The organism is Brevibacillus sp. SYP-B805 (assembly GCF_011059135.1).
GTDB lineage: Bacteria > Bacillota > Bacilli > Brevibacillales > Brevibacillaceae > Brevibacillus_F.
On sequence record NZ_JAALGD010000007.1, the window covers coordinates 1 to 24,909 of the forward strand.

Here is a 24,909-nt window from a genome sequence, read left to right on the forward strand (position 1 = left end):
AAATAAAAAGGTAATTGAGGAATATATCCGTAACCAGTTAGTGGAGGACAAAAATTATGAGCAATTAACGATGAAAGAACTGATCGACCCGTTTACGGGTGAGTCGGTGAAAAAGGGCAGGTAAAGTGGCCCCTTTAGGGGCCGGCCCGAGGCAACACGCGGTTGGCAGACTTTCAGCGCGCCTTTGAGGCGCTTGCTTGCAACATGCCCTTATAGGGCTAATGGAAGCCACCGGCTAAGCCGGTGGTTATGACTACTTGACGGAGAAGAAAGGGCTGATCCAGGCGATCCAATGGGCGGCGGGCAGAAACAACAGTTGGGAGAGCATCGTGCCGGCAAAACGGGACAGCATCAAGTAGACAAACATCCGCGCCAGAAGATCCCCATCTCCGCCCCCTTTCATGGTCCGGTCCGTGATCAGCGCAACCTGCGGGTCCACCAGCACCGTGAAAATAATCGTGGCGATGCCGTTGATCAGGCCGGACGAATTCATCGCGACTTCGCGGTACTCCGGGTAGAGAAGGGCGGCGTACAAGGCGGACAGGACCCCGATGGTATAGATGGCGGTGACCAGTCCGTTGAGCAGGAGCAGCCGCTTGGGAATCCCGGCGAGGCGAAATGCGGAGAGCATCCCGCGATTGGGCAGCCGGATGTGATGGGATACCTGTTTGATGCGCGAGACGGTAACAGAGGTTTTTAACAGCTGCGGAATGGAGCCGGCCACTTCCAGATGGGCGATGGCCCGCGACGCCAGCCGGACGCACGTGGGCATGAGCAGGATGGCGGCCGCTGTTCCCAGAGAAGCGGCGCTGATCATCAGGCGAAACTGGGGTTCCACATCCACATGCATCCGCTGGGCGTAACCGATTAATCCCCCGTTTAAGGGCGCGAGAAAAAGATTGGACGTGCGGGAGATCAACAGAATGATGCCCGTCAGCGAGAGGGCGACCGCCAGCTTGCCGGTGCGCACGCCTGCCAGCCGAACGGCATAGGAAAGCGTCTCGGTCATATGAATAATGAACGTAAACAGCAGGATCAGCATCATCTGGGTAACCAAACGGCCATCCTCCCTTGTGCCAAGAGTTGGAATAATTATATCGCGCTGCGGGACGGAAAGCGAAAAAATAAGAAAGAAGGGAGGATTTTCCTGCCGGAACGCGAATGAAATCATTAGGAAATTGACGGTTCAGGAGGATGATGGAAATGCGGGATAAAAAAGTGCTGATAGTTGACGACCAATATGGCATTCGCATCCTGTTGTACGAGGTGCTTGGCAAGGAAGGCTACACCACTTTTCAGGCAGCCAACGGCAAAATCGCGCTGGAAATAGTGGAGAAAGAGTCACCGCATTTGGTCATCCTCGACATGAAAATTCCCGGGATGGACGGGATTGAAATCCTGAAACACATCAAGAAGATCAACAAGGACATCAAAGTGATCATGATGACGGCCTACGGGGAGCTGGACATGATCAAGGAAGCCACCCAATTGGGAGCGCTTACCCACTTCACCAAACCGTTTGACATTGACGAACTGCGCCAGGCCGTCAGCCAGCAGCTTGCCTGCTAGCATACCTGTTAACGGCGTCGTGCTTGTGGTATAATTATGCTCATTGGACCGTAGAGTACAGAAATGGGAGGATCAGATTATGCCACTCGTACCGATGACTGCTTTTTTGGAAGACGTAAAGAAACACAAGTATGCAGTTGGCCAATTTAACCTGAACAACCTCGAGTTTACCCAAGCCATCACGGAAGCGGCGAAGGAAGAGAAGTCGCCGGTGATCTTCGGCGTATCCGAAGGCGCGTTGAAATACATGGGGCTTGATTATACCGTTGCCATCGCCAAAGCGGCAGCGGAACGCGCAGGTGTTCCGGTGGCCCTGCACCTTGATCATGGAAGCAGCTTCGACGTCGTGATGAAATGCATCCGCGCCGGATTCTCTTCCGTCATGTTTGACGGATCCCACTACCCGCTGGAGGAAAACATCCGCCTGACCAAAAAGGTGGTTGAAGCGGCACATGCGGTGGGCGTCTCCGTGGAAGGCGAGCTCGGTACCATCGGTGGCGTGGAGGATGATCTCTCCGTTGATGAGGAAGACGCGGCGCTGGCCAACCCGGCGGAAGCCATCCGCTTCTGGGAAGAGACTCAGGTGGACTATCTGGCGATTGCGGTGGGGACCGCCCATGGCATGTACAAAGGAGAACCGAAGATCCGCTTCGACATCATTGAAGAGGTTGCAAGCAACATCGGGGCTCCCATCGTTCTGCACGGGGGCTCGGGTGTGCCGGACGAATCGATCCGGAAAGCCATTGCCGCAGGCGTGGGCAAAATCAATGTGAATACCGAAAACCAAGTGGCTTGTACGGAAACCATCCGCAAAATCCTGGCCGCCAAGCCGAACGAGATCGACCCGCGCAAATACCTCGGGCCGGCACGTGAGGCGATCAAGGAAGTGGTCATCGGTAAAATGCGTCTGTTCGGCAGCAGCAACCGCGCATAAGCAGGAGGGTAGCGATGCGATTTTTTATCGATACAGCCAATGTTGACGAGATTCGCGAAATTCACGAATGGGGCGTCGTGGCGGGAGTTACCACCAATCCGTCCCTGGTCGCCAAGGAAGGGCGCGACTTTATTGAGACGCTGAAAGAGATCATCGATATCGTGGATGGTCCGATCAGTGCGGAAGTGATCAGCACGGACGCGAAAGGCATGATCGAGGAAGGCGAAAAGCTGGCATCCCTGTCGAAAAATATCGTGATCAAAGTCCCGATGACGGAAGAAGGGTTGAAAGCCGTCAAATATTTTGCCAAACGGAAAATCCGTACCAATGTCACGTTGATTTTTACGGCGAATCAGGCCCTGCTTGCCGCCCGCGCCGGCGCCACCTACGTCTCCCCGTTTTTGGGAAGGCTGGATGACATCAGTCACGATGGCATGCAGCTGATCGCCGATATTTCCGAGATTTTCGCCGTTCACGGCATTGAAACGGAAATCATCGCAGCCAGCATCCGTCACCCTGTCCATGTGACAGAGGCGGCGCGCCGCGGAGCCGAGTATGCGACGATTCCCTACAAAGTGTTCAAGCAGCTGTTGAAGCATCCGCTGACGGACAGCGGGCTGGAGAAATTCCTGGCTGATTGGGCTAGCATGCAAAAGTAAACAAACCCGTACGTAGCAGTGAGGCACCTTTTCCACGGGAGAAGGTGCTTCTTTCCCGAACAAGACTGACCCGTAATCGGAACGCAGAGACGAGAACAAGACTGAATGCCTGAGGAGAACGGAACATGGAGAAGCTGATCATCAAAGGAGGGAAACCTCTGCAAGGGACGGTTTCCGTCAGCGGGGCCAAGAACAGCGCGGTTGCGTTGATTCCGGCCGCTTTGCTGGCGGATGGTCCGGTTGTGATCGAGAATCTGCCCCATATCCAGGATGTCGGGATTTATGCGGAACTGCTGAAAGAGATGGGGGCCGATGTCTTGTATGAAGACGATTGGATGGAAATCGACGGACGCCCGCTGAACCCGGTGCAGATGCCCAACGGCAAGGTGAAAAAGCTTAGGGCTTCCTATTACCTGTGGGGGGCGCTGCTGGGGAAATTTGGCGAGGCGCGGGTGGGCATGCCGGGGGGCTGCGACCTGGGACCGCGCCCGGTTGACCTGCACATCAAGGGGTTTCAGGCATTGGGGGCCAAGGTGGAGAACCAGAATGGCATGCTGGTCCTGAAAGCGAAGAAGCTGAAAGGAGCCCGCATCTATCTGGATCTGGTAAGCGTCGGGGCAACGATCAACATCATGCTGGCGGCAACCCGGGCGGAAGGCACCACGATCATCGAGAATGCCGCGCGTGAACCGGAGATCGTGGATGTGGCAACGCTGCTGAACAACATGGGAGCCAATATCAAGGGAGCGGGCACCGATGTGATCCGCATCAAGGGCGTGGATAAGCTGAGCGGCTGCCGTCACACCATTATTCCCGACCGGATCGAGGCGGGCACCTATATGATTGCCGCAGCGGCGACGCGGGGCGATGTGACCCTGGAAAACGTCATCCCCAAGCATCTCGAATCCGTAACGGCCAAGCTCCGGGAGATCGGAGTGGTGGTGGAGGAAGCCGACGATACGATTCGTGTGGTGGGACAGGAGAAATACCGGGCGGTCGATGTGAAGACGAGTCCCTATCCGGGTTTTCCGACCGACCTGCAGCAGCCGATCACGGTGCTCTTGACCCAGGCGAAAGGTACAAGCATCCTGACCGACAATATCTATTCCGCCCGGTTCCGCCACGTGGATGAGCTTCGGCGCATGGGGGCCTCCATCAAGGTGGAGGGCCGCTCGGCCGTTGTGGACGGGGGCGCCCGGCTGCACGGCACCAAGGTGGTGGCGAGCGATCTGCGCGCCGGCGCAGCCTTGATCGTGGCCGGACTTGTAGCAAACGGCCTGACCGAACTGGAGGGTTTGGAACATATCGATCGCGGGTATGAGAATCTGGTGGGCAAGCTGACAAGCCTGGGCGCAGAGGTGCTGCGGAAGGTCACCCGCGATACGGGGCGGAACGAAACGAATACGCGCTGAAGGAGGCTGTCTGGATGGAACGCAGTTTGACGCTTGAACTGGTACGCGTTACGGAAGCAGCTGCCCTGGCATCCGCACGCTGGATGGGTCTGGGCAAAAAGGATGAAGCCGACGAGGCAGCCACTACGGCCATGCGCAAGGAATTTGAAAACGTGCCGATGGATGGCGTCGTCGTGATCGGCGAGGGAGAGATGGACGAGGCTCCCATGCTTTATATCGGGGAGAAGCTGGGCCAGGGGGTCGCGCCGATGGTGGACGTGGCGGTTGACCCGCTGGAAGGCACCAACATCGTGGCAAAAGGCACCTGGAACGCCATCTCCGTCATCGCCATCGCGGACCGCGGCAACCTGCTGCACGCGCCGGACATGTACATGCAGAAGATTGCCGTTGGACCCAAAGCGGTGGGCAAGGTAGACATCAATGCTCCCATCGAGGATAATCTGAAAGCGGTTGCTCAAGCCGTCGGCAAAGATATGAGCGATCTGGTCGCGATCGTCCTTGACCGGGACCGCCATCAGCAGATCATTCATGAGATTCGCCAGGCAGGGGCCCGCATCAAGCTGATTCCGGACGGCGATGTGGCAGCGGCCATCAACACCTGCTTCCCCGAGACCGGGGTGGATATCCTGTTTGGGAGCGGCGGTGCTCCGGAAGGGGTGCTGGCGGCGGTTGCCTTGAAATGTCTCGGCGGCGAGATTCAGGGAAGGCTGCTGCCGCAGAATGAAGCGGAATGGGAACGCTGTCGGCTCATGGGGCTGTCCAATCCGCAGCAGGTCCTGTACATGGACGATCTGGTCAAAGGGGACGATGCGATTTTTGCCGCGACCGGCGTGACGGACGGGGAGCTGTTGCGCGGCGTCCGTTTTCAGGGAACGCGGGCGACCACGCATTCCGTCGTGATGCGGGCCAAAACGGGCACGGTTCGTTTCATTGAAGGAAACCATCGCTTGGAGCGCAAGCCCCGCCTCGTATTGTAACGCCTGGATCGGACGAGAATAGGAATTAGAGTTCAATGAAAAGTGGTGGATTTATACGTGTTGCTCTCAGAATTGGAAGAAAAGAAACTGACGGACCTGTATAAACTGGCGAAGGAGTTTCAAATACCGTATTACTCGCAAATGAAAAAGAAAGAGCTCATTTTTGCCATCCTGCGCGCGCAGGCGGAACGCGACGGCTTGATGTTCATGGAGGGAGTGCTGGAGATCCTGCCGGAAGGATACGGTTTCCTAAGGCCGATCAACTACCTCCCCAGCTCGGAGGACATCTACATCTCCCAGTCGCAGATCAGGCGCTTTGATCTCCGCAATGGGGATCTGGTATCCGGGAAGGTTCGCCCGCCGAAAGAAAACGAACGTTACTTCGGACTGCTGCAGGTGGAGGCCGTGAACGGAGAAGATCCGGAACTGGCTTCCGAACGCCTTCATTTCCCCGCCCTCACACCGCTTTACCCCCAACAGAAGCTTGTGCTGGAAACAACGCCCGACCGTATTTCCGTTCGTTTGATCGACATGATAGCCCCTGTTGGACTGGGCCAGCGCGGCTTGATCGTCGCGCCGCCGAAGGCCGGGAAAACCGTGCTGTTAAAAGAGATTGCCAACAGCATTACCGAGAATTATCCGGATATTCAGCTGTTCGTGCTGTTGATCGATGAACGGCCGGAGGAAGTGACCGACATGCAGCGTTCGGTCAAAGGGGAAGTGATCGCCTCCACTTTCGATGAGCTGCCGGAAAACCACATCAAGGTGGCCGAGCTTGTCCTGGAGCGGGCGAAACGCCTGGTGGAGCATAAAAAAGACGTGGTCATTCTGCTCGACTCCATCACGCGCCTGGCACGGGCGTACAACCTGGTGATTCCGCCAAGCGGACGAACGTTGTCCGGGGGGATTGACCCGGCGGCGTTCCACCGGCCGAAGCGGTTCTTCGGCTCCGCGCGCAACGTGGAAGAAGGCGGCAGCCTGACCATTCTGGCCACCTCGTTGATTGAGACCGGCTCGCGGATGGACGATGTGATTTATGAAGAGTTTAAAGGAACCGGCAACATGGAGCTGCATCTCGACCGCAAACTGGCCGAGCGGCGCATCTTCCCGGCGATCGATATTCGCCGTTCCGGCACCCGGCGGGAGGAACTGCTGCTTACCAAGGACGAGCTGGATAAACTGTGGACAATCCGCAAGAACATGAATGAAAGCCACGATTATGTGGAGTCGTTTATCAAAAAGCTGGCGGAGACCAAGACCAACGCCGAGTTTTTCCAATCCATCGAAGCCAAACCGGCGCGCAGCTCTGCCAAGCAATCCGGTGTGACGGTAAGTTAAGCTTACCGTCATTTTTTCTTTCTTGTTGCATAAGGTAGTATGCATAGAGTAATAAGGGAGGGATAGGCAATGGGTGTCGACTACACGCAGGTGCCGCCCAACTGGAGCTCGCGGGAGGAAGCAAAGCGCGCCGTTGTGGAAGAGACCCTACTGAAGGCGTTCAATCCGTTTTCCTCCTTGGGCAGGGAGAAGATGCCGAAAGCCGCGCGCGGCTCCGTTGTCACCTATACGGTACAAAAGGGGGATACGCTCTCGGAAATTGCCTACAAATACGGGATCAGCCTGCAGGACCTGATAGACGAAAACAAGATTCATACCCCCGACCTGGTGGGCATCGGGATGAAGCTGCAGATCAAACGGGACGAGATCACGCATGTGGTCGAGCGGGGGGAGACGCTGGACCAGATCGCCAAGCGCTACGATGTCAGAAAGGAAGTGCTGATCGGGCGCAACCCGCTGTTGGCCTATCTGCCCGACAATTTGTATGTCGGCCAAATTTTGTATGTACCCGTTCCCCCAAGCAAGCAAGCGCTGGCAGGCGATACCGGGCTGCGCCGGCAGTTGGCCCAGGCGGCAAGCCGCAAAGCGACCAGAAGCCGCTTGATGGACTGGCCGGTGAAAGGGGCGACGATTACCAGCGGTTTTGGCGTGCGCTGGGGGCAAATGCACAAGGGCGTGGATCTGTGGAACAAAGACGAGGGCAAGACGCCGATCTATGCGGCGAAGGAAGGCACGGTGGTCGAAGCGGGGGCCAACCATGGCGGCTACGGCTACATTGTGATCCTGGATCATGGAAACGGCCTGCAGACCTACTATGCGCACTTGCGGAAGATCATCGTCAACGTCGGCCAGATCGTCAACCAGGGCGAGATCCTGGGGTATATGGGAAAAACCGGCGATTCCACCGGCTATCACCTTCATTTTGAAGTGAGGCAGGATAATATTCCGATCAACCCGCTGCGCTACCTGGGAAGATAACCCCTCGCATTTACATTGCCCCCCGGTTGCGCTACAATGGGCTACAGCAAAGAAGAGAGGCGGATTTATACGATGTTCCTGGTATATGCGGATCAGAAGGGACGGGTATTTGACCACCCCGACCTGTTTGCTGTAGGCCGAAACGGCGAGATGTTGACGGAAATCCTGGAAGAAGAGCTGATCCCGCTCCCGGACGGCGCCACCCTGGTCAGCCTGCCCGGTACTGCGCCGGTGGGCATGGACCCGGATACCGGCGAGATGGTGAAGCTGGACGGCTATACCGCCGTGGGGGCGCTCATTCCGCAGGGATACACCCGCTTGCTGCTTCCCGGCTATGTGAAGACCGATAAAAAAAGCAAGCTGCCGTTATTCGGGTATACCGCGGTGGTGTGGAAAGATGACGCCTTCTGGATTGCCGGCCGCCAAAGCGACGATCCTCATCAATGGAACCCGCTGAATGCTCCGATGGACGAGCTGCGCCAACGAGTGGAGCGGACGCTGGCACTGTATCCCGACAACCGGATCTTGCAGCATCTGTCCCACTGTGCCCTGGAGTATGAGTGTTTGACGGCGGCGAACAACTTTTTCCACCGCTGGGAAGGGGCGCTGCCGGTCTCGTATACCTGCAATGCCGGCTGCTATGGCTGCATTTCCGAGCAGCCCGACGACAGCGGCTTCCCGTCGCCGCAGACGCGGATGAACTTTAAACCGACGGAGGACGAGCTGGTGCAGGTCATGCTTCATCACCTGCAGACCCCGGACAGCATCATCAGCTTTGGACAGGGGTGTGAAGGGGAGCCATCCACCATGGCTCATCTGATTGTGCCGGCGATCCGGCGCGTCCGTGCCGAGACCGACATGGGCTACATCAACATCAACACCAATGCCGGGCTGACGGATCATATCAAGGGGATTGTCGATGCCGGTCTCGATCTGATGCGGATCAGCATCATCAGCGCGATTGACGAGCACTACAACGCCTACTACCGCCCGCGCCACTACACGCTGGAACATGTTGCCCGCTCGGCGGAGTATGCATCGTCCAAGGGGGTTTACACCTCGATCAACTATCTCTGCTTCCCGGGTGTGTTCGACCGCGAGGAAGAGATGGAAGCGATGATTGCCTTCATTCGCCGTACCGGCATCAAGCTGATTCAACTGCGCAACCTCAACATTGATCCCGAGAGCTACCTGGCGATGATCCCCAAGGCCAAGGGAGAGATTTTCGGGATGAAGCAGGCCATCGAGATTTATCAGGAGGAGCTGCCCGATGTCGTGATCGGCTCATTTACGCATGTTCCTCCCCAGGAGCTGCGCCGCCGGAAGCAGGTGCCGCAGGGAAGATAAAGGTTGCATTCACGGTTTTTTCATGCTACTATCAGGTATGTGTGTTTTATTATAACTCTGTTTCGGCAGACGATTCAGGGCGGAAAAGAGGTGCTAAGATCATGAAACAAGGGATTCATCCGAACTACAACATTGTGAAAGTTACGTGTGCTTGCGGCAATGAGTTCGAGTCCGGCTCCGTCAAGCAGGCGCTTCGCGTAGAGATTTGCTCCAACTGCCACCCGTTCTTCACCGGCAAGCAAAAATTTGTGGATGCCGGCGGCCGTGTTGACAAATTCAAACGCAAATACAATCTTTCCTAAGGGATGGGAGAACCAGGTGGCTCGAACCGCCTGGTTTTATTTTTACTTTCAAAAAGTTTAAGTTACCTAACGCGATAAAGGTTGAAAGTATAAGAAAAACTCCGGCTTTCGCCATTAGGATTGGGCGACAAGCCGAGTTTTTCTAATTCAAGAGTTGTTTTTCGGCCGGTTCCTGATATCCTGATCATAGGAAGGGACATGCTTGAAGGAGGATCAAGGTTGTGGCACAGTTGTTTTTCCGATACGGCGCCATGAACAGCGGCAAATCGATCGAAATCCTGAAGGTAGCGCACAACTATGAGGAACAGAACAAACACGTCCTGATTTTTACCTCGGCGATCGATACCCGCGACGAAGTCGGATACGTCTCTTCCCGCATCGGTCTCAGGAGAAAGGCGATCCCGATTTACGACGATACGGACCTGTTTGCCATCGTTAAAGACCATGAGCCGCCGGTCAGCTGTGTGCTTGTCGACGAGGTTCAGTTCCTGAGCAAGAAACACATTCTGCAGATGGTGAAGATCGTCGACGAATTGAACATCCCCGTCATGGGCTTCGGATTGAAAAACGATTTTCAGAACGAACTGTTCGAAGGAAGCAAATACATGCTGTTGTATGCCGACAAGATCGAGGAGATGAAAACGATCTGCTGGTTCTGTGAGCGGAAAGCCACCATGGCCCTGCGCGTTGACGAGAACAACAAGCCCGTCTACACCGGGGAGCAGATCCAGATCGGCGGCAATGACCGCTACTATCCGGTATGCCGCAAGTGTCACGCCAATCCGCCGCTATAGGATGCGGACGGCACGCCTCTTTTCGTTTTTGCATGCAGGACCCGTTTGCTGCGCAAACTAGGCAAAAACGCAAGGAGGCTTTTCTATGCGACGGTTTTTGCAGCGGCAGTTGTTTCTCCCGCTCTGTGCGGCAGCCCTTGTCGCGGCCGCCGGCTGCTCGGCACCCACCAATCCGCAGGAGCGGAGTATGGGCGTACGCACGACCGATCCTCATCAGCGCACGCCGTTTGTCAGTGACCGCAATCAGGATACCATCGACCGGCAGGCCCCCCGGATCGAAGACAGGGACGCCTACATGGGCCGCAATCAGAATCCGCACCTGCTCATGGGCCATGCGGCGGTACGCAATCAGCAGGTGGACATCAACAACATGACGATGATGGCCAAAAGCGTGCCGGGGGTAGAGCATGCCCGCATCACCTTGAGCGGTGCGAATGCGTATGTTACCCTGGATTTGGTGCCGAACGTGACGGCGGGCCAGGCCCGCGCCATCGAGAGCCAGGTGATCGCCGCCCTGCGCCAAAAGGTGCCCCGCTATGATTTTCATATCACGTCCAATGATCGCTACCACCGTTGAGGGAATTGGCGCCATGCCCGGTCCAGGCCGGGCTTTTTCCTTTACTTTTCGCCGGAATTCCCCTATACTTTTACTGTTATAAGGCATACTGTAAGATGGGGTGAAAAGCAGTGTTTGCACGCTTGTCTGCTGTGGAAGAGCGTTATGAAGAATTGAATAATCTTCTCTGTGACCCCGACGTCATCAGCGACACGAAACGATTGCGCGACCTTTCCAAGGAACAGGCGTCTCTGGAAGAAACGGTTGCGGCTTATCGAGAATATAAATCCGTCCAAACGCAGCTGGAAGATGCCAAAGCCATGTTCGAGGAGAAACTGGACGATGAGATGCGGGAGATGGTCAAAGCGGAGATCGCCGACCTGACGAAGCGCAGGGAGCAGCTGGAAGAGCGCCTGAAGATCCTGCTGTTGCCCAAGGATCCGAACGATGACAAGAACGTGATCGTGGAGATTCGCGGCGCGGCCGGCGGCGATGAGGCGGCGCTGTTCGCAGCCGATCTGTACCGGATGTATACCCGCTTTGCCGAGCGTCACGGGTTCCGGGTGGAAGTGATGGAAGTAAACCCCACCGATATCGGCGGGTATAAGGAGATCATTTTCTCCGTCAGCGGCCATGGGGCGTACAGCAAGCTGAAGTTCGAGAGCGGCGCCCACCGCGTGCAGCGCATCCCGGCCACCGAGTCCGGGGGACGCATCCATACCTCCACGGCAACCGTGATCGTGCTGCCGGAAGTGGAAGAGCTGGAGGTGGAACTGAACGAGAAGGATATCCGGGTGGATACGTTCTGTTCCAGCGGCGCCGGCGGCCAGAGCGTCAACACCACCAAATCGGCCGTTCGTGTGACGCACTTGCCGACCGGGATCGTCGTCTCCTGCCAAGATGAGAAGTCGCAGAACTCCAACAAGGAAAAGGCGCTGCGGGTTCTCCGCGCCCGCCTGTACGATTACTATCAGCAGCAGGCGATGGCGGAGCAGGATGCCCAGCGGAAGAGTCTGGTCGGGACGGGTGACCGCAGCGAGCGCATCCGCACCTACAACTTCCCGCAAAGCCGCGTGACCGACCACCGCATCGGGCTCACGCTGCACCGTCTGGAATCCATTCTGGACGGCGATCTGGACGAGATCATCGATCACTTGATCATGCATGAACAGACGGAGCTGTTGAAAAGCCATGCGACCTCCGCGTAAGATGGACGCATGCCGAACGGTACGGGAAGCCCTCTTGTGGGCTTCTTCCTGTTTACAAGAGGCGGGGACGAAAGATCCGCGCTTTGAAGCGGAGCTGCTGCTTCGCCACTGCCTGGGCATGGATCGCACCCGCTTTCTCGCTTCGCTGCAGGATCCCGTTGCGGGCGGTGACATGGTAAAACTGGAAGGGCTGCTGCAGCGGCGGATGGCGCATGAGCCGATTCAATACGTTCTGGGCACGCAGGCGTTTTACGGTCGTGAATTCGAGGTGGGGCCGGGTGTGCTGATCCCCCGGCCGGAGACGGAGATTCTGGTCGAACAGATTCTGCTGCATGCCGAACGGTTGTGGCCGGACAGCCCGCCGCTCGCTGTGGCGGACATCGGGACAGGCAGCGGTGCGATTTCCCTGACGCTGGCTAGCGAGCGGCCGCATTGGCGCGTTGTGACCGTTGACATCTCCGACGACGCCCTGGCGATTGCCGGACGGAATGCGCAGCGGCTGGGCGTGTCGGAGCGCGTCACCTTTCTGCAGGGCGACCTGCTGGAACCGCTGAAGGAACGCGGTCTCAAGCTGGATATCCTGGCCTCCAATCCGCCGTATATCCCCAGTCCCGATGTCGATCAACTCGATCGAGAGGTGCGGGGTTACGAGCCGCGCCTTGCTCTGGACGGCGGGGATGACGGCCTGGATTGCTACCGGCGGATCTGTGCCGAACTGCCGCGATTGCTGAATGAACAAGCCCTTGTCGGTTTTGAAGTGGGGATTCATCAGGCCCGGGACGTAGCGGCGCTGTTGATGGCGTCCGGGGTGATTTCCGAAACGGCGATTGTTCCGGACCTCGCCGGGATCGAGAGGGTTGTGATGGGGCTGAGGATTCCCTAGGATTTTCCGTTCAGCGAAAGTAGATAGAAGATATAGTCGGTCGGTACACCGGGATGACCCATCTGACGCAGCATGGCGGTGATGTTCCCCCGATGATAGGTACCGTGGTTGACCACATGCTGGATGATATCGGACAGGCGGACGGTATGGTTTCCGTAAGAAGGATGGCTCACCTGAATCTCTTTTTCCAGATCTTCCTGTTCGGAAAGGAAGGCGAAATAGCGGGCAAAGACCCCTTGCAGTTTTTCCTCCATTTCTTCCAGGGAAATTCCCTGCACTTCGGCATCCCAGCGGGCAATCGAGGGGCTCACCTGTTCGAAAGAGTCGCCTGACATGACAGCCAGCCATACGCAATCGACCCTGTAAATATGACCCAGCGCTTTGGAAATCGAGGGGAACACGCTCTCTACCAGTTGGTCGAACAAGCTGCGGGGCAGCTTCTTCAAATGCTCGATAACCTGCCTGGTTGCCCAGACGTGGTAGCCGTATGGTGAAGCGGGCGTTGTCATCATACCTGATCCCTCCCATGATTGGATGTGCTCACATCCTCTTTTTTCTATTTTATTCCAAAAGAATGGAGCAACAAGCGCACCTTTTCAATATTTTCTCCCGTATATTTGCCACCTTTCCCGTCCATACTGACAGACAAAGAGAGATTACGAGAATCGGTATGTTGAGGGGAGACAGGATATGAAGCGGTTCGTTTTTCTGCTGGTTGCTTTGGTGGTGGCGATGATGAGCTGGGAAGGACAGCGGGCATCAGGCGATGTGATGGACCAGGGTCCGATCCCGAAAGAATCGATCCGTCTGCGCATTATCGCGAACAGTGACTCCATCCAGGATCAATGGCTCAAACGGGAAGTCAGGGACGCGATCGTCGAAGAGATGAACGGCTGGGTGAAAGAGATCAACAGCTACGACGAAGCCGTCAAGCTGGTCTCTGCGAAAGTTCCCGAACTGCAAGCGCTGGTCGATCAAACGATTCGCGACAGGGGCTTTTCCTACCGGGCCGTTGTGGATTTTGGAAAGGTGCCGTTCCCGACCAAGCTCTACGGCTCCTATGTATATCCCGCCGGCGATTATGAAGCGGTGCGGGTCCGCATCGGTGAAGCAAAGGGCCAAAACTGGTGGTGCGTGCTGTTTCCGCCGCTCTGCTTCATCGACATGTCGAACGGAGACGCCGTCAGGCCGGTGACAGCTTCCCCGACAGCCGAAAGACCGGAAGCGAACAACGCTGCAGCCGACCACCCCGACATCATCGAGGAAGAGATCGACAATGTACGCGCAGAACAGCTCCAGCTGCATCGCTGGAAAGAAAAAGCGGTGGAATCTGTGGATGATGCTGTGAATAACAATATGGTGACAGCCACGCGGCCCACACCCGCTGTCGAAGTGCGCTTCTATCTGCTGGACAAGCTGGCTGCGTGGTTCTGACAATGCTCCCCTCCTGCCTGCCCGTAACGGGTAGGCTTTTTTTGCTGGGACCCCGCCGACACCAGCATGGGACCCCACTCGGCGAAGTTATTCACAGGTTACCCACAAGCTGTTGAAAACTTTGGGGGCAAAATTTATACTAGGGACACGAACCGTTGTCAAACCACGGAAAGAAAGGGCTAGCAGAATGGATAAAACGGGAGAAACCAAAGTATTTGTTGTGGATAAAAATGTGGAGGATTTTCAGAGTTGTTCACAGATTGTGGATGCAGCCCGGCTGATTCAAGCCGGGGAGGTGGTCGCATTCCCGACGGAAACCGTCTACGGCCTTGGCGCAAATGCATTGTCCGATGAGGCTGTGGAAAAGATATATAAAGCGAAAGGCAGACCTGGCGACAACCCGTTGATTGTGCATATCGGCGAGATGGCGCAATTGTCCATGGTTGCCCGAGAAGTCCCCGGCCCGGCGCAGCAGTTGATCGAAGCGTTTTGGCCGGGGCCGCTGACGTTGGTGCTGCCGAAGACCGATCAGGTGGCTTCTCTCGTTACGGCCGGGTTGGATACGGTTGGGGTGCGCATGCCCGACAACCCAGTGGCATTGGCGCTGATCCGCGCGGCTGGCGTGCCGATTGCGGCCCCCAGCGCCAATCGTTCGGGCAGGCCGAGTCCGACGACAGCGGAACACGTCCGCGTGGATCTCGAGGGACGGATCGCCGCGATCCTCGATGGCGGGAGCACCGGGGTGGGCGTGGAATCGACCGTCCTTGATCTTACGGTCCAGCCGCCGATGATTCTGCGCCCCGGCGGCGTTACCCGTGAGCAGCTGCAGGAGGTGATCGGCGAGGTGGCCGTCGACCCGGCGTTTGAAGCCGGGAAGGAAACCCCCCGTTCCCCGGGGATGAAATATACCCACTATGCGCCGCAGGGAGAGATGTGGCTGGTTGCGGGCGAGGAGGAACGCGTGCGCGCCAAAATGGCAGCCATGCTGGAACAAGCCCGGCAGAGCGGGCTTTCCACCGGGGTGTTGGGGACGGCGGAAAGCGTCCGGTTCTGGCGGGAGCATCCGTCCGTGGATGTGGCGCTCGCCTGCGGATCGCGCCATGACCTGCACAGCGTCGCCCGTGAACTATACGGCTGTTTGCGGCAGTTTGACGATCTGGGCATCCAGTATATCGTGGCCGAAGCATTTCCCCGCACAGGCATGGGGATGGCGGTCATGAACCGGTTGGAAAAAGCGGCGGGCGGCCGTTTCCTCTCGGTTTGATTCGCATGTTTCCCCTCTTGTCCGCATATGGTGAAGAGACAGGAGGGGAAGAAGCTTGGATATCTCGTTGTTCGAGTGGGGCCAGTTTATCACCTTGCTGATGGTCGCCTTCGCGCTTGGCATGGATGCTTTCTCGTTGAGCGTCGGAGTCGGCATGGTCGGCATTCGTCTGCGGGACGTGCTGAAGGTAAGCGTCACGATCGGGCTGTTTCACCTCGGCATGCCGCTGGTTGGCATATTGGTGGGGATGTACTTGTCGGAATTGATCGGCAATGCGGCCATTTTTATCAGCGGCGTGATCATGATGGCCATCGGGATGCATATGCTGTGGAACGGGTTTCGGACCGAGGAACGCAGCATCCTGTATACGCAAAGTGTGGGCCTGTTTCTCTTCGCCTTCAGCGTGAGCGTCGATTCCCTGACGGTCGGCTTTTCCCTGGGGTTGATCGCGGTCAATAAACTCCTGGCGGTCTGCCTGTTTGGCATGATGGGGTGTTTGTTGACCGGCTTCGGTTTGCTGCTGGGCCGCAGCATGGCCGGCTGGTTGGGGGAGTACAGCGAGATATTGGGCGGGCTCATCCTGTTTGTCTTTGGCCTGAAATTTATGTTTTAGTAAGGGTAGGATAACGCGGAGGTGAGAAGCGTTGCGCCATATTCTCTTTGTATGTACGGGGAATACCTGCCGAAGTCCGATGGCGGAAGCGCTGTTTCGCCAAAAGGCGGACGGCCTGGACATCGAAGTGAAATCAGCAGGGGTTGCCGCCTATGACGGACAAAAAGCATCGGAACATGCGATCCAGGTGCTGCGCGAGCGAGGCATCACCCATAACCATACGTCGCGCCGCTTGACCGAAGAGCTGATTTCCTGGGCAGATCTCGTCCTGACCATGACCGGCAGCCATAAAGCGCTCGTTCAGTCGTTTTTTCCGCAGGCGGCCGACAAAGTCTTTACGCTGAGCGAGTATGTGGATGGCCGGTCGAAGGATATTGCCGATCCGTTTGGCGGGGGATTGGGCGTCTACAAACAGTGTGCGGATGAAATGGAACAGGTGCTGGAACGACTGCGGCAGAAATTGGCAGGTTCCCACTAACGCAGGGCGGGTGCTGGTTTGTCAACCAGGACCTGTTTTTTGCGGTCACCCCGCCCGGCACAGAGAGGGATCCCACTCGGCACAGAGAGGGACCCCACTCGGCGCAGCGATAGCTATCGCCGAGTGGGTAGAGCGTTAGCTATCGCCGAGTGGGTAGAGCGTTGGCTTCCGTCGGCAGGGTATTTCAACATGAACCTGTTGCCGGCCTGTCAAATAAGGTATAATACAAACGAATATCAGGAAGCGGAGGAGACGCGATGAGAGTGGCGATCGCCGCCGACCATGGCGGTTACCGGCTCAAAGAAGAGATCAAGAAACTGCTTGAGTCGATGCACATCGAGCATGAAGATTTTGGCTGCACCTGCGAGGATTCGGTCGATTATCCCGACTATGCGCTTCCGGTGGCGGAAAAGGTGGCGAACGGGGAATTTGACCGCGGCATTCTGGTTTGTGGGACAGGCATCGGGATGTCGATCGCGGCAAACAAGGTTCCCGGCGTTCGCTGCGCGCTGGTGCACGATACGTTTTCGGCAAAAGCGACGCGCGAGCACAACGATTCCAATATCCTGGCCATGGGTGAACGCGTGATTGGCCCCGGCTTGGCGCTGGATATCGTCAAGATCTGGCTGGAAACGGAGTTTTTGGGCGGCCGCCACGAGCGGCGCGTGGAAAAAGTAAAGGCGATCGAAGCGAAACACCTGGGAGTGAGGTAAGTGGACCTCGAACTCGTTGAGCAGCAGGCACGAACCATCGTGGCGGAAGTGGCGGAACAGGCCCAACTTCGTCCAGGCACCATCCTGGTCGTCGGCTGCAGCACCAGCGAAGTGCTCGGCAAGCATATCGGCAAGGCGGGCAGTCAGGAGGTGGCTGCCGTCCTTTATCGGGCGATGGAAGCAATCCGCGAGCAGCATGGCTTTGCCTTGGCCTTTCAATGCTGCGAGCATCTCAATCGGGCCCTGGTGGTGGAAAGGGCCGTGATGGAAGCGTTCGGTTTGGAGGAAGTCAGCGTGGTTCCGGTTCCGTCGGCGGGAGGATCCATGGCCGCCCACGCGTTTGAGCGGATGGCATCACCTGTCGTGGTGGAATCGATCAAAGCCCATGCCGGCATCGATATCGGCGACACCCTGATCGGCATGCATCTGCGCCACGTGGCGGTGCCGATTCGGCCGAGCCTCAAGCAGATCGGGCATGCCCACGTGACAGCCGCCCGTACGCGTCCGAAGCTGATCGGCGGGGCCCGGGCCGTTTACGAACGCAGCCCGGCGAACAACCGTTGCACCTAACCTTCACATAAAAGCTAGGAGGAGTTGGAGATGTTGGATTTTTTGCGTAAACAGGATCCGCAGATCGCGGACGCGATTAACCTCGAGCTGGGCAGACAGCGGGACAAAATCGAGCTGATCGCTTCGGAGAACTTCGTCAGCCGCGCCGTGATGGAAGCCATGGGCACCGTGCTGACCAACAAGTACGCGGAGGGCTATCCGGGCCGCCGTTACTATGGCGGCTGTGAGTATGTCGATATTGCCGAAAATATCGCGCGCGACCGCGTGAAAGAAATCTTTGGGGCCGAGCATGCCAATGTGCAGCCGCACTCCGGGGCGCAGGCCAACATGGCGGTTTACTTTACGGTCCTGAAGCCGGGCGACACGGTGCTGGGGATGAACCTCTCCCACGGCGGCCACCTGACCCACGGCAGCCCGGTCAACTTCTCCGGCACGCTGTACAACTTCGTGGAGTACGGGGTGGACCCGGAAACCCATTTGATCAATTATGAGGATGTCCGGGCCAAAGCGCTGGAGCACAAGCCGAAGCTGATTGTGGCAGGTGCCAGCGCATACCCGCGGACGATCGATTTCGCCAAGTTCCGCGAGATTGCGGATGAAGTGGGCGCGTACTTCATGGTGGATATGGCCCATATCGCGGGACTGGTCGCAGCGGGTCTGCATCCCAATCCGGTACCGTACGCCCATTTTGTCACCTCCACCACGCACAAGACCCTGCGCGGCCCGCGCGGCGGATTGATCCTGTGCAAGGAAGAGTTCGCCAAAGCCATCGACAAATCCGTCTTCCCCGGTGTGCAGGGCGGCCCGCTGATGCACGTGATCGCGGCCAAGGCGGTGGCGTTCGGCGAGGCGCTGCAGCCGGCGTTCAAGGAGTATGCGCAGCGGATCGTGAACAATGCCCGCGCGTTCGCGGCGGCGCTGCAGGCGGAAGGCTTGAAGCTGGTTTCGGGCGGTACCGACAACCACCTCGTCCTGGTTGACGTCCGCAACCTCGGCCTGACCGGCAAGGTGGCGGAGCATCTGCTGGACGAAGTGAACATCACCACCAACAAGAACACGATCCCGTACGATCCGGAGAGCCCGTTTGTCACCAGCGGCATCCGCATGGGGACACCGGCGGTTACCACCCGCGGCTTCGATGAGGAGGCGATGCGGGAAGTGGCTGCCATTATCGCGCTGACGCTGAAGAATCCGGAAGACGCCGCCAAGCATGAAGAGGCCCGTGCCCGCGTCGCAGCGCTGTGCAAACGATTCCCGATGTACGAAGGGCTTGAGATCTAAGCTGAAAAGAGCATCCATACATGATGCTGACGGCATCAACAGCATGCAGCCTTGTTTCTTCTGAAGCAGGCTGCATTTGCTTAAGGAGGCCGTTTTTGCTGGCGAAGCGTCTTTGCCAGCCGGCGGATAAACGACTGACATTTCTATAAAATTGACGTTGGCGGACTCCTCCATTATGATGAAAAGGATGTATGGATGCGGAAAACGGAGGGAAAATGATGAGCCGCGTATACGTGTTTGATCATCCATTGATTCAGCATAAATTGACGTTTATTCGTGACAAGAACACGGGCACCAAGGAATTCCGCGAGCTGGTGGACGAAGTGGCAACCCTGATGGCTTACGAGATTACCCGCGATCTGCCGCTGGAGGACACCGTGATTGAGACGCCTGTCTCTACCTGCAGGGCCCGCGTGATCTCCGGCAAAAAAGTGGGCCTGATCCCGATCCTGCGCGCCGGCCTGGGGATGGTGGACGGCATCCTGAAGCTGATCCCGGCGGCGAAGGTGGGCCACATCGGCCTGTATCGCGATCCGGAAACCCTGCAGCCGGTGGAGTATTACGTCAAGCTGCCGACCGACATCGAGGAGCGGGATCTGATCGTGATCGACCCGATGCTGGCGACCGGCGGATCCGCTTCGGCGGCCTTGACGGCGTTGAAACAGCGCGGAGCGAAAAACCTGAAGCTGATGTGCCTGATCGCGGCCCCTGAAGGCATCAAGGTCGTGCAGGAAGACCACCCGGATGTGGATATTTATGTGGCGGCTGTGGACGAAAAATTGAATGATCATGGCTATATCGTACCCGGCTTGGGAGACGCGGGCGATCGCCTGTTTGGAACGAAGTAGGTGCAGACGATGAAAAAGCTGAAAGTGATGACGGTATTTGGGACCAGGCCGGAAGCCATCAAAATGGCTCCGCTTGTCCATGAATTGAAAAAGCATCCCGACCTCATCGAACCGATTGTGTGCGTGACGGCCCAGCACCGTCAAATGCTCGACCAGGTGCTGGAGATTTTCCAGATCCAGCCCGATATCGATTTGAACATCATGCAGGAACGGCAGACGCTGGTTCAAATTACGACCCGTGCGCTGGAAAGCCTGGATCAGGTCATGAAAGCGTCGAAGCCGGACATCGTGTTGGTCCACGGCGATACCACGACTACGTTTGTTGCCAGTCTGGCCGCGTTTTATAACCAGGTGGCCGTCGGGCACGTGGAAGCGGGCCTGCGCACGTGGGACAAATATTCGCCGTTCCCTGAAGAGATGAACCGGCAGCTGACCGGCGTCATGGCCGATCTTCATTTCGCTCCGACAGAGGGTTCCGCGGAAAACCTGCGTCGGGAGAACAAGCCGGAAGAGGCGATCTACATTACCGGCAATACGGCGATTGATGCCCTGCAGACAACCGTGCGGGACGATTACGAGCACCCGGTGCTGGAAAAAGTGGCGGGCAAGCGGATGGTGCTGATGACCGCCCATCGCCGGGAAAATCTCGGGGAGCCCATGCGGCGCATCTTCCGCGCAGTTCGCCGCTTGGTGGAAGAGCATGCGGATATCGCCGTGGTATACCCCGTCCATTTGAATCCGGCCGTGCAGGAAGTGGCGCGGGAGGTATTGGGCGATCATGAGCGCATCCATCTGATCGATCCGCTCGACGCCTTCGATTTCCATAATTTCGCGCGCCGGGCTTACCTGATCCTCACCGATTCCGGCGGCGTGCAGGAAGAAGCGCCGTCGCTCGGCGTTCCGGTGCTTGTGCTGCGGGACACCACCGAGCGTCCGGAAGGGATTGAGGCAGGCACCTTGAAGCTGGCCGGAACGAATGAAGAAGAGGTGTATCGCCTCTCCGACCAGTTGCTGCGGGATTCGTCCGCCTATGAGGCGATGGCCAGGGCGGCCAATCCGTACGGCGACGGCCAGGCATCCAGGCGGATTGTGGAGGCCATCCTGCACCATTTTGGCCTGCGCGAAGAGCGGCCGGCTCCTTTCCGGCCAGGCAGAGCGTAGTCGGACAACAACGATTCGGAGGCGTTTCGAGGGACGCTACAGACTGATGCAAACGGCTGTTTGAGGCATGGAGGAATGGGGGCCAAGCGAGCTCCTTTGACGACCGACTCAGCAGAGAAACAAAGACGCGGGGTCACAGGGGGCGTGAGTCTCACATCCTTGCAACACCCAGATGTTGAGCCCCCTGCCCGCGTCGCGTTTCGGAGCGGACAAAAGCCAGCTTCTTCGCGGGTCGTCAAGAGAGCGAGCAGGAACCATTCCCCATGCAAAAAAGGACTTTGTCTGCACGCTGAGGCGTTTCATGGACGCCTCTTTTTTTTCTCATTCCTTGAAACTTCCCGGTTACAAGCAGCGTCTAACTAGATGGTAGACTGAGAGAACAGAGAACAGGTTGATAGGGGAGAGGAGAAGACAACATGAACAGCAGACGCAGAGCGCTGTCGCTCATTACGGCCTCCGTGTTGGCATGGGGGGCGTTTTTTCCTGCGGCCGCCAACGTGGCGTACGCGCGAATGGAAACCAGCGCATTGGCGCTTTCCTGGCAGACGCCCATCGGGGAAGGCACCATGCTGCAAAAATATACGAAATCTTACGGCGACCAGCAAGTTTCCATCATGGTCACCAAGGTGGATCTGAACAATCCGTATGTGGAAGTAAAGCCGGTCTACGGCACCAATCAAAAATTGACGGAACGGCAGACCGTCACCCAGATGGCGAGAGAAACGGGGGCCATCGCGGCGGTCAATGCCGACTTCTTCAACATGTCCAAGCGGGGAGCGCCGTTTGGCATCGTCATGCGGGACAGGGAACTGGTCTCTTCCATGGGTCTCATCTCGTACTGGTACAGCCTGGGGCTGACCTCGGACAAGACGGCCTTGATCGAGCATTTCGGCTTCAGCGGGCAGGTAACCGCGCCGAACGGCACCTCTTTTCCGCTGCAGGGGGTAAACAAGGAGGAGTACAATCCGAGTGAAGGACGCAAGAGCCACCTGAATCAGCTCAACCTTTACACGCCGAGGTTCGGAAAAACCAGCCTTGGCGCGATCCCGGGCTACCAGAACGTCGTCGAAGTGGTGTTTGTCAACAACGTGGCCACGGAAGTGCGCGTCAATCAGCCGGGCGCCGTGATTCCGGAGAACGGGTATGTGCTCTGGGGACACGGTCCGGCCGCCACCTTCCTGCTGCAAAACTTCCCGGTCGGAGCAGCAGCCCAGATCAGCTACCAGACCACGCCGACCAACAAGGACTGGACGCAGGCGGTCGGGGGCAGCGTGCTGCTGGTCGACCAGGGGCGGGCGCTTACCTCGTTTGCGACAGACAGCTATATCAAGCAGATCAATGCCCGCACGGCGGTGGGGGTGACCCAGGACGGGAAAACGCTCTTTCTCGTGACGGTTGACGGCAGCAAGCCGGTTTATTTGGATGAAATGGCCGATATCATGGCGGAGCTCGGCTCCTGGCGGGCGATCAACCTGGACGGCGGCGGTTCCACCACCCATGCGGCCCGCATGCTGGGGGAGACCGAAGCGAAGCTGATCAACCAGCCGAGCGGAGGGGCGGAGCGGCGCGTACCGACAGGGATCGCTGTCTACAACACGGCTCCTCCGGGAGTGCTGGCCGGCTTCAACATCGTCGGTCCTGCGGAAGTGCTGATCGGACAGACCGTGAAATATGATGTGAAGGCTTGGGACAATCACTATTTGCCATACTCCCTGAAAGCTTCCGATGTGACATGGCAGGCGGGGCAGTCCGACTCCGGTTCGTTTGAGCAGGAGAGCTTCACCGCGACCCGTTCGGGAACCGCGACCATCATCGCGGAAGCGGCCGGCATCAGGCAGCAGCGTGACATTCATGTGATTTCCGGCCAAGAGGTGGCCCAACTGCTGGTTTCCCCGTCTCCCATCAACCTGGCCCAGGGTCAGGTGTTGACGCTGGACATCAAAGTGAAGACCAAAAAAGGACAGCTGATCGCGGCCACTCCACGGAGCGTCCAGCTTTATACCGATTCGCCGGTGGTCACCACCAACGATCAGCTGCAGCTGATCGCGGGTGAACAGGCGGGGACGGCCAACCTGACCGTCACCTACGATGGCGTAAGCACGACCGTTCCGATCATCGTGGGCCAGGTGGAAATTCCGTGGCTGACCTTTGACAATCAGACGTCGATGAGCCACGTGGGATATCCGGCTTCCCTCAGCAACTACGGTTCGTTTACGGCAGTAAGCGCCGGGGGAGGAGAACCCGTTTTCCGCACGCGGAAATCGGCGAAGCTGACGTACAATCTGTCCGGAGCGCCGGAAACCGATGTCCGCATTGCCTATGGCCGTGTAGGGGCGAAGCCCGAGACGATCCCGGGCAAGCCGATCGGCATCGGCCTCTGGGTCTACGGGGATAACAGCAAGCATTGGCTGCGTTCGGAGATCGTGGATGCGAAAGGCAAGCTGGTCTATGTCGATCTGGCCAAGGAGATCGACTGGACAGGGTGGAAGCAGGTCAAAGGCTACTTCCCGGCCGGCCTCACCTATCCGCTTCAGCTGAAGAGCATCTACATTGTGGCACCGGCGGAAAGCAGCAATGATCCGCACGATCAGGGCGTCCTGTACTTTGATGAGGTTTCGCTCCTCCTGCCGTCCAATGCCGCGACAGAACCCAAGGGCAGAGAGGTGACGCCTGGGGCGCCGGGAACCCTCTCGCTCGGCCAGGAGCTTGATCTCGGCTACTCCCTGCAGCAGACGGCCTCCTTCTTGCAAAAGGCGCGCCTGGATGTCAAATCGATCGTGCCGCAGCCGCTGCCCGGGTATGTACCGGCCGATTATGCCTTTACGCTGCAGGGGGCTGTGTTGAAACCGGGACAGCCGGATCAATTGTCAACGAAGCCTGTCACCGTAACGCTGAAACCGAAGAAGTGGATCAAGGGCAAAGGGGTTGGCCTCCTCTATATCAACGAAGCGAACCATACGCTTGACCCGCTGCTCGGGGAAGTGGATGCAAACGGCAATTGGGTGTATCAGCTCAACGCCTACGGAACCTATGTCCCGTATTACCTGGATCCGCCTGCCGGTGTGCCGTTCGTCGACATCATCAACCATCCGGCCCGCGAAGAGATCACGGCGCTCGCGAAAAAAGGATTGGTTAAAGGATTGGACACCAATCTGTTCGGACCGGAAGTGCCGCTGACGCGTGCCCAATTCGTGACGCTGCTTGCCCGCGCTTTCCAATGGAAGCTGCCGGACAAACCGAAGCTGAACTTTAAGGATGCCATCCCGGCCTATGCGCAGGGGGCTGTCCAGGTTGCTCTGTCCAAGGGACTGGTCAAAGGCTATCCGGATAAGACATTCCGTCCGAACCAATCGGTGACCCGCGCGGAAGCCGCCTTGATTCTGGATCGCATCCTGAACAAGAAGGCGCAGCCGTCCAAGCCGCTGGCGGACCAGAAAAGCCTGCCGAAATGGGCCGCCCCCGCCATTGCCAACATGGTGGGACTCGGCCTGATCGATCCGGAAGCGGGCAGGTTCAACCCGAACCAACCGATGACGCGCGCCGTCTGCGTGGTGGCGCTGTATCGCATCCTGGAGAAGCAGTAAGAGTAA

The 24,909-nt window shown here is 57.7% G+C and carries 25 protein-coding genes and 1 pseudogene; 24 read left to right on the forward strand and 2 right to left on the reverse strand.

What is annotated here, in order from left to right:
• Window positions 1-124: pseudogene (locus G3578_RS20905) on the forward strand (IS200/IS605 family transposase); the annotation flags it as partial.
• 129 nt (window positions 125-253) lie between these two features.
• Here G3578_RS20905 and G3578_RS10220 read toward each other — a convergent pair.
• The gene (locus G3578_RS10220; protein ID WP_481752737.1) at window positions 254-1,057 is read right to left on the reverse strand and encodes a lipid II flippase Amj family protein; all 804 of its coding nucleotides are present in this window, start codon (window positions 1,055-1,057) and stop codon (window positions 254-256) included.
• 146 nt (window positions 1,058-1,203) lie between these two features.
• Between G3578_RS10220 and G3578_RS10225 the strand changes: the two genes are divergently transcribed.
• From G3578_RS10225 to prmC, 13 genes are all read left to right on the forward strand, one after another.
• Window positions 1,204-1,569, forward strand: a complete 366-nt coding sequence (locus G3578_RS10225) for a response regulator (RefSeq protein WP_165212292.1) — start codon at window positions 1,204-1,206, stop codon at window positions 1,567-1,569.
• 79 nt (window positions 1,570-1,648) lie between these two features.
• Entirely contained in the window at window positions 1,649-2,503 is an 855-nt protein-coding gene (gene fba / locus G3578_RS10230; protein ID WP_165212294.1) for a class II fructose-1,6-bisphosphate aldolase, read from the forward strand.
• 14 nt (window positions 2,504-2,517) lie between these two features.
• Window positions 2,518-3,162, forward strand: a complete 645-nt coding sequence (fsa, locus tag G3578_RS10235; protein ID WP_165212296.1) for a fructose-6-phosphate aldolase — start codon at window positions 2,518-2,520, stop codon at window positions 3,160-3,162.
• 125 nt (window positions 3,163-3,287) lie between these two features.
• Window positions 3,288-4,574 carry a UDP-N-acetylglucosamine 1-carboxyvinyltransferase gene (locus G3578_RS10240; RefSeq protein ID WP_165212298.1) on the forward strand — a complete coding sequence of 429 codons (1,287 nt, stop codon included), beginning with the start codon at window positions 3,288-3,290 and terminating at the stop codon, window positions 4,572-4,574.
• Between the two features lie 14 nt (window positions 4,575-4,588).
• Window positions 4,589-5,551, forward strand: a complete 963-nt coding sequence (glpX, locus tag G3578_RS10245; protein ID WP_165212300.1) for a class II fructose-bisphosphatase — start codon at window positions 4,589-4,591, stop codon at window positions 5,549-5,551.
• 57 nt (window positions 5,552-5,608) lie between these two features.
• Complete coding sequence (rho, locus tag G3578_RS10250) at window positions 5,609-6,889, forward strand: transcription termination factor Rho (RefSeq protein WP_165212302.1); 1,281 nt, start codon at window positions 5,609-5,611, stop codon at window positions 6,887-6,889.
• A 69-nt stretch (window positions 6,890-6,958) separates the two neighbouring features.
• Window positions 6,959-7,867: a M23 family metallopeptidase gene (locus G3578_RS10255; RefSeq protein WP_165212304.1), complete on the forward strand. Its 909-nt coding sequence runs from the start codon at window positions 6,959-6,961 to the stop codon at window positions 7,865-7,867.
• Between the two features lie 72 nt (window positions 7,868-7,939).
• The gene (locus G3578_RS10260) at window positions 7,940-9,214 is read left to right on the forward strand and encodes a radical SAM family protein (protein ID WP_165212618.1); all 1,275 of its coding nucleotides are present in this window, start codon (window positions 7,940-7,942) and stop codon (window positions 9,212-9,214) included.
• Between the two features lie 101 nt (window positions 9,215-9,315).
• Complete coding sequence (gene rpmE / locus G3578_RS10265) at window positions 9,316-9,516, forward strand: 50S ribosomal protein L31 (protein ID WP_165212306.1); 201 nt, start codon at window positions 9,316-9,318, stop codon at window positions 9,514-9,516.
• A 221-nt stretch (window positions 9,517-9,737) separates the two neighbouring features.
• Entirely contained in the window at window positions 9,738-10,310 is a 573-nt protein-coding gene (locus G3578_RS10270; protein WP_165212308.1) for a thymidine kinase, read from the forward strand.
• Between the two features lie 85 nt (window positions 10,311-10,395).
• Window positions 10,396-10,887, forward strand: coding sequence for a sporulation protein (locus G3578_RS10275; protein ID WP_165212310.1), 492 nt, complete (start codon window positions 10,396-10,398; stop codon window positions 10,885-10,887).
• Between the two features lie 110 nt (window positions 10,888-10,997).
• Window positions 10,998-12,074, forward strand: a complete 1,077-nt coding sequence (gene prfA / locus G3578_RS10280) for a peptide chain release factor 1 (protein WP_165212312.1) — start codon at window positions 10,998-11,000, stop codon at window positions 12,072-12,074.
• On the forward strand, window positions 12,058-12,957 hold the full coding sequence (gene prmC / locus G3578_RS10285; protein ID WP_165212314.1) for a peptide chain release factor N(5)-glutamine methyltransferase: 900 nt from the start codon (window positions 12,058-12,060) through the stop codon (window positions 12,955-12,957). The genes prfA and prmC overlap by 17 nt, the downstream gene beginning before the upstream one ends.
• On the opposite strand, the gene G3578_RS10290 is transcribed toward prmC, so the two are convergent.
• Entirely contained in the window at window positions 12,954-13,469 is a 516-nt protein-coding gene (locus G3578_RS10290; RefSeq protein WP_165212316.1) for a DinB family protein, read from the reverse strand. The two genes, prmC and G3578_RS10290, sit on opposite strands and share 4 nt — an antisense overlap.
• Before the next feature lie 178 nt (window positions 13,470-13,647).
• Between G3578_RS10290 and spoIIR the strand changes: the two genes are divergently transcribed.
• The 10 genes from spoIIR (at window position 13,648) to G3578_RS10340 (ending at window position 24,903) form a co-directional block, all read left to right on the forward strand.
• Entirely contained in the window at window positions 13,648-14,391 is a 744-nt protein-coding gene (gene spoIIR, locus G3578_RS10295) for a stage II sporulation protein R (protein WP_165212318.1), read from the forward strand.
• 187 nt (window positions 14,392-14,578) lie between these two features.
• Window positions 14,579-15,655 carry an L-threonylcarbamoyladenylate synthase gene (locus tag G3578_RS10300; protein WP_165212320.1) on the forward strand — a complete coding sequence of 359 codons (1,077 nt, stop codon included), beginning with the start codon at window positions 14,579-14,581 and terminating at the stop codon, window positions 15,653-15,655.
• Window positions 15,656-15,710: 55 nt separating this feature from the next.
• Window positions 15,711-16,268, forward strand: a complete 558-nt coding sequence (locus G3578_RS10305; protein WP_165212322.1) for a manganese efflux pump MntP — start codon at window positions 15,711-15,713, stop codon at window positions 16,266-16,268.
• A gap of 31 nt (window positions 16,269-16,299) precedes the next feature.
• On the forward strand, window positions 16,300-16,746 hold the full coding sequence (locus G3578_RS10310) for a low molecular weight protein arginine phosphatase (RefSeq protein WP_165212324.1): 447 nt from the start codon (window positions 16,300-16,302) through the stop codon (window positions 16,744-16,746).
• Between the two features lie 257 nt (window positions 16,747-17,003).
• Window positions 17,004-17,459, forward strand: a complete 456-nt coding sequence (rpiB, locus tag G3578_RS10315) for a ribose 5-phosphate isomerase B (RefSeq protein ID WP_165212326.1) — start codon at window positions 17,004-17,006, stop codon at window positions 17,457-17,459.
• Window positions 17,460-18,029: a TIGR01440 family protein gene (locus G3578_RS10320; protein ID WP_165212328.1), complete on the forward strand. Its 570-nt coding sequence runs from the start codon at window positions 17,460-17,462 to the stop codon at window positions 18,027-18,029.
• Window positions 18,030-18,062: 33 nt separating this feature from the next.
• Window positions 18,063-19,310: a serine hydroxymethyltransferase gene (gene glyA, locus G3578_RS10325; RefSeq protein WP_346773999.1), complete on the forward strand. Its 1,248-nt coding sequence runs from the start codon at window positions 18,063-18,065 to the stop codon at window positions 19,308-19,310.
• A 218-nt stretch (window positions 19,311-19,528) separates the two neighbouring features.
• A complete protein-coding gene (gene upp, locus G3578_RS10330; protein WP_165212332.1) occupies window positions 19,529-20,158 on the forward strand; it encodes a uracil phosphoribosyltransferase in 630 nt (209 codons plus the stop codon).
• A 9-nt stretch (window positions 20,159-20,167) separates the two neighbouring features.
• A complete protein-coding gene (wecB, locus tag G3578_RS10335; protein ID WP_165212334.1) occupies window positions 20,168-21,319 on the forward strand; it encodes a non-hydrolyzing UDP-N-acetylglucosamine 2-epimerase in 1,152 nt (383 codons plus the stop codon).
• 416 nt (window positions 21,320-21,735) lie between these two features.
• Window positions 21,736-24,903, forward strand: a complete 3,168-nt coding sequence (locus tag G3578_RS10340; protein WP_165212336.1) for a phosphodiester glycosidase family protein — start codon at window positions 21,736-21,738, stop codon at window positions 24,901-24,903.
• Window positions 24,904-24,909 lie beyond the last annotated feature (6 nt).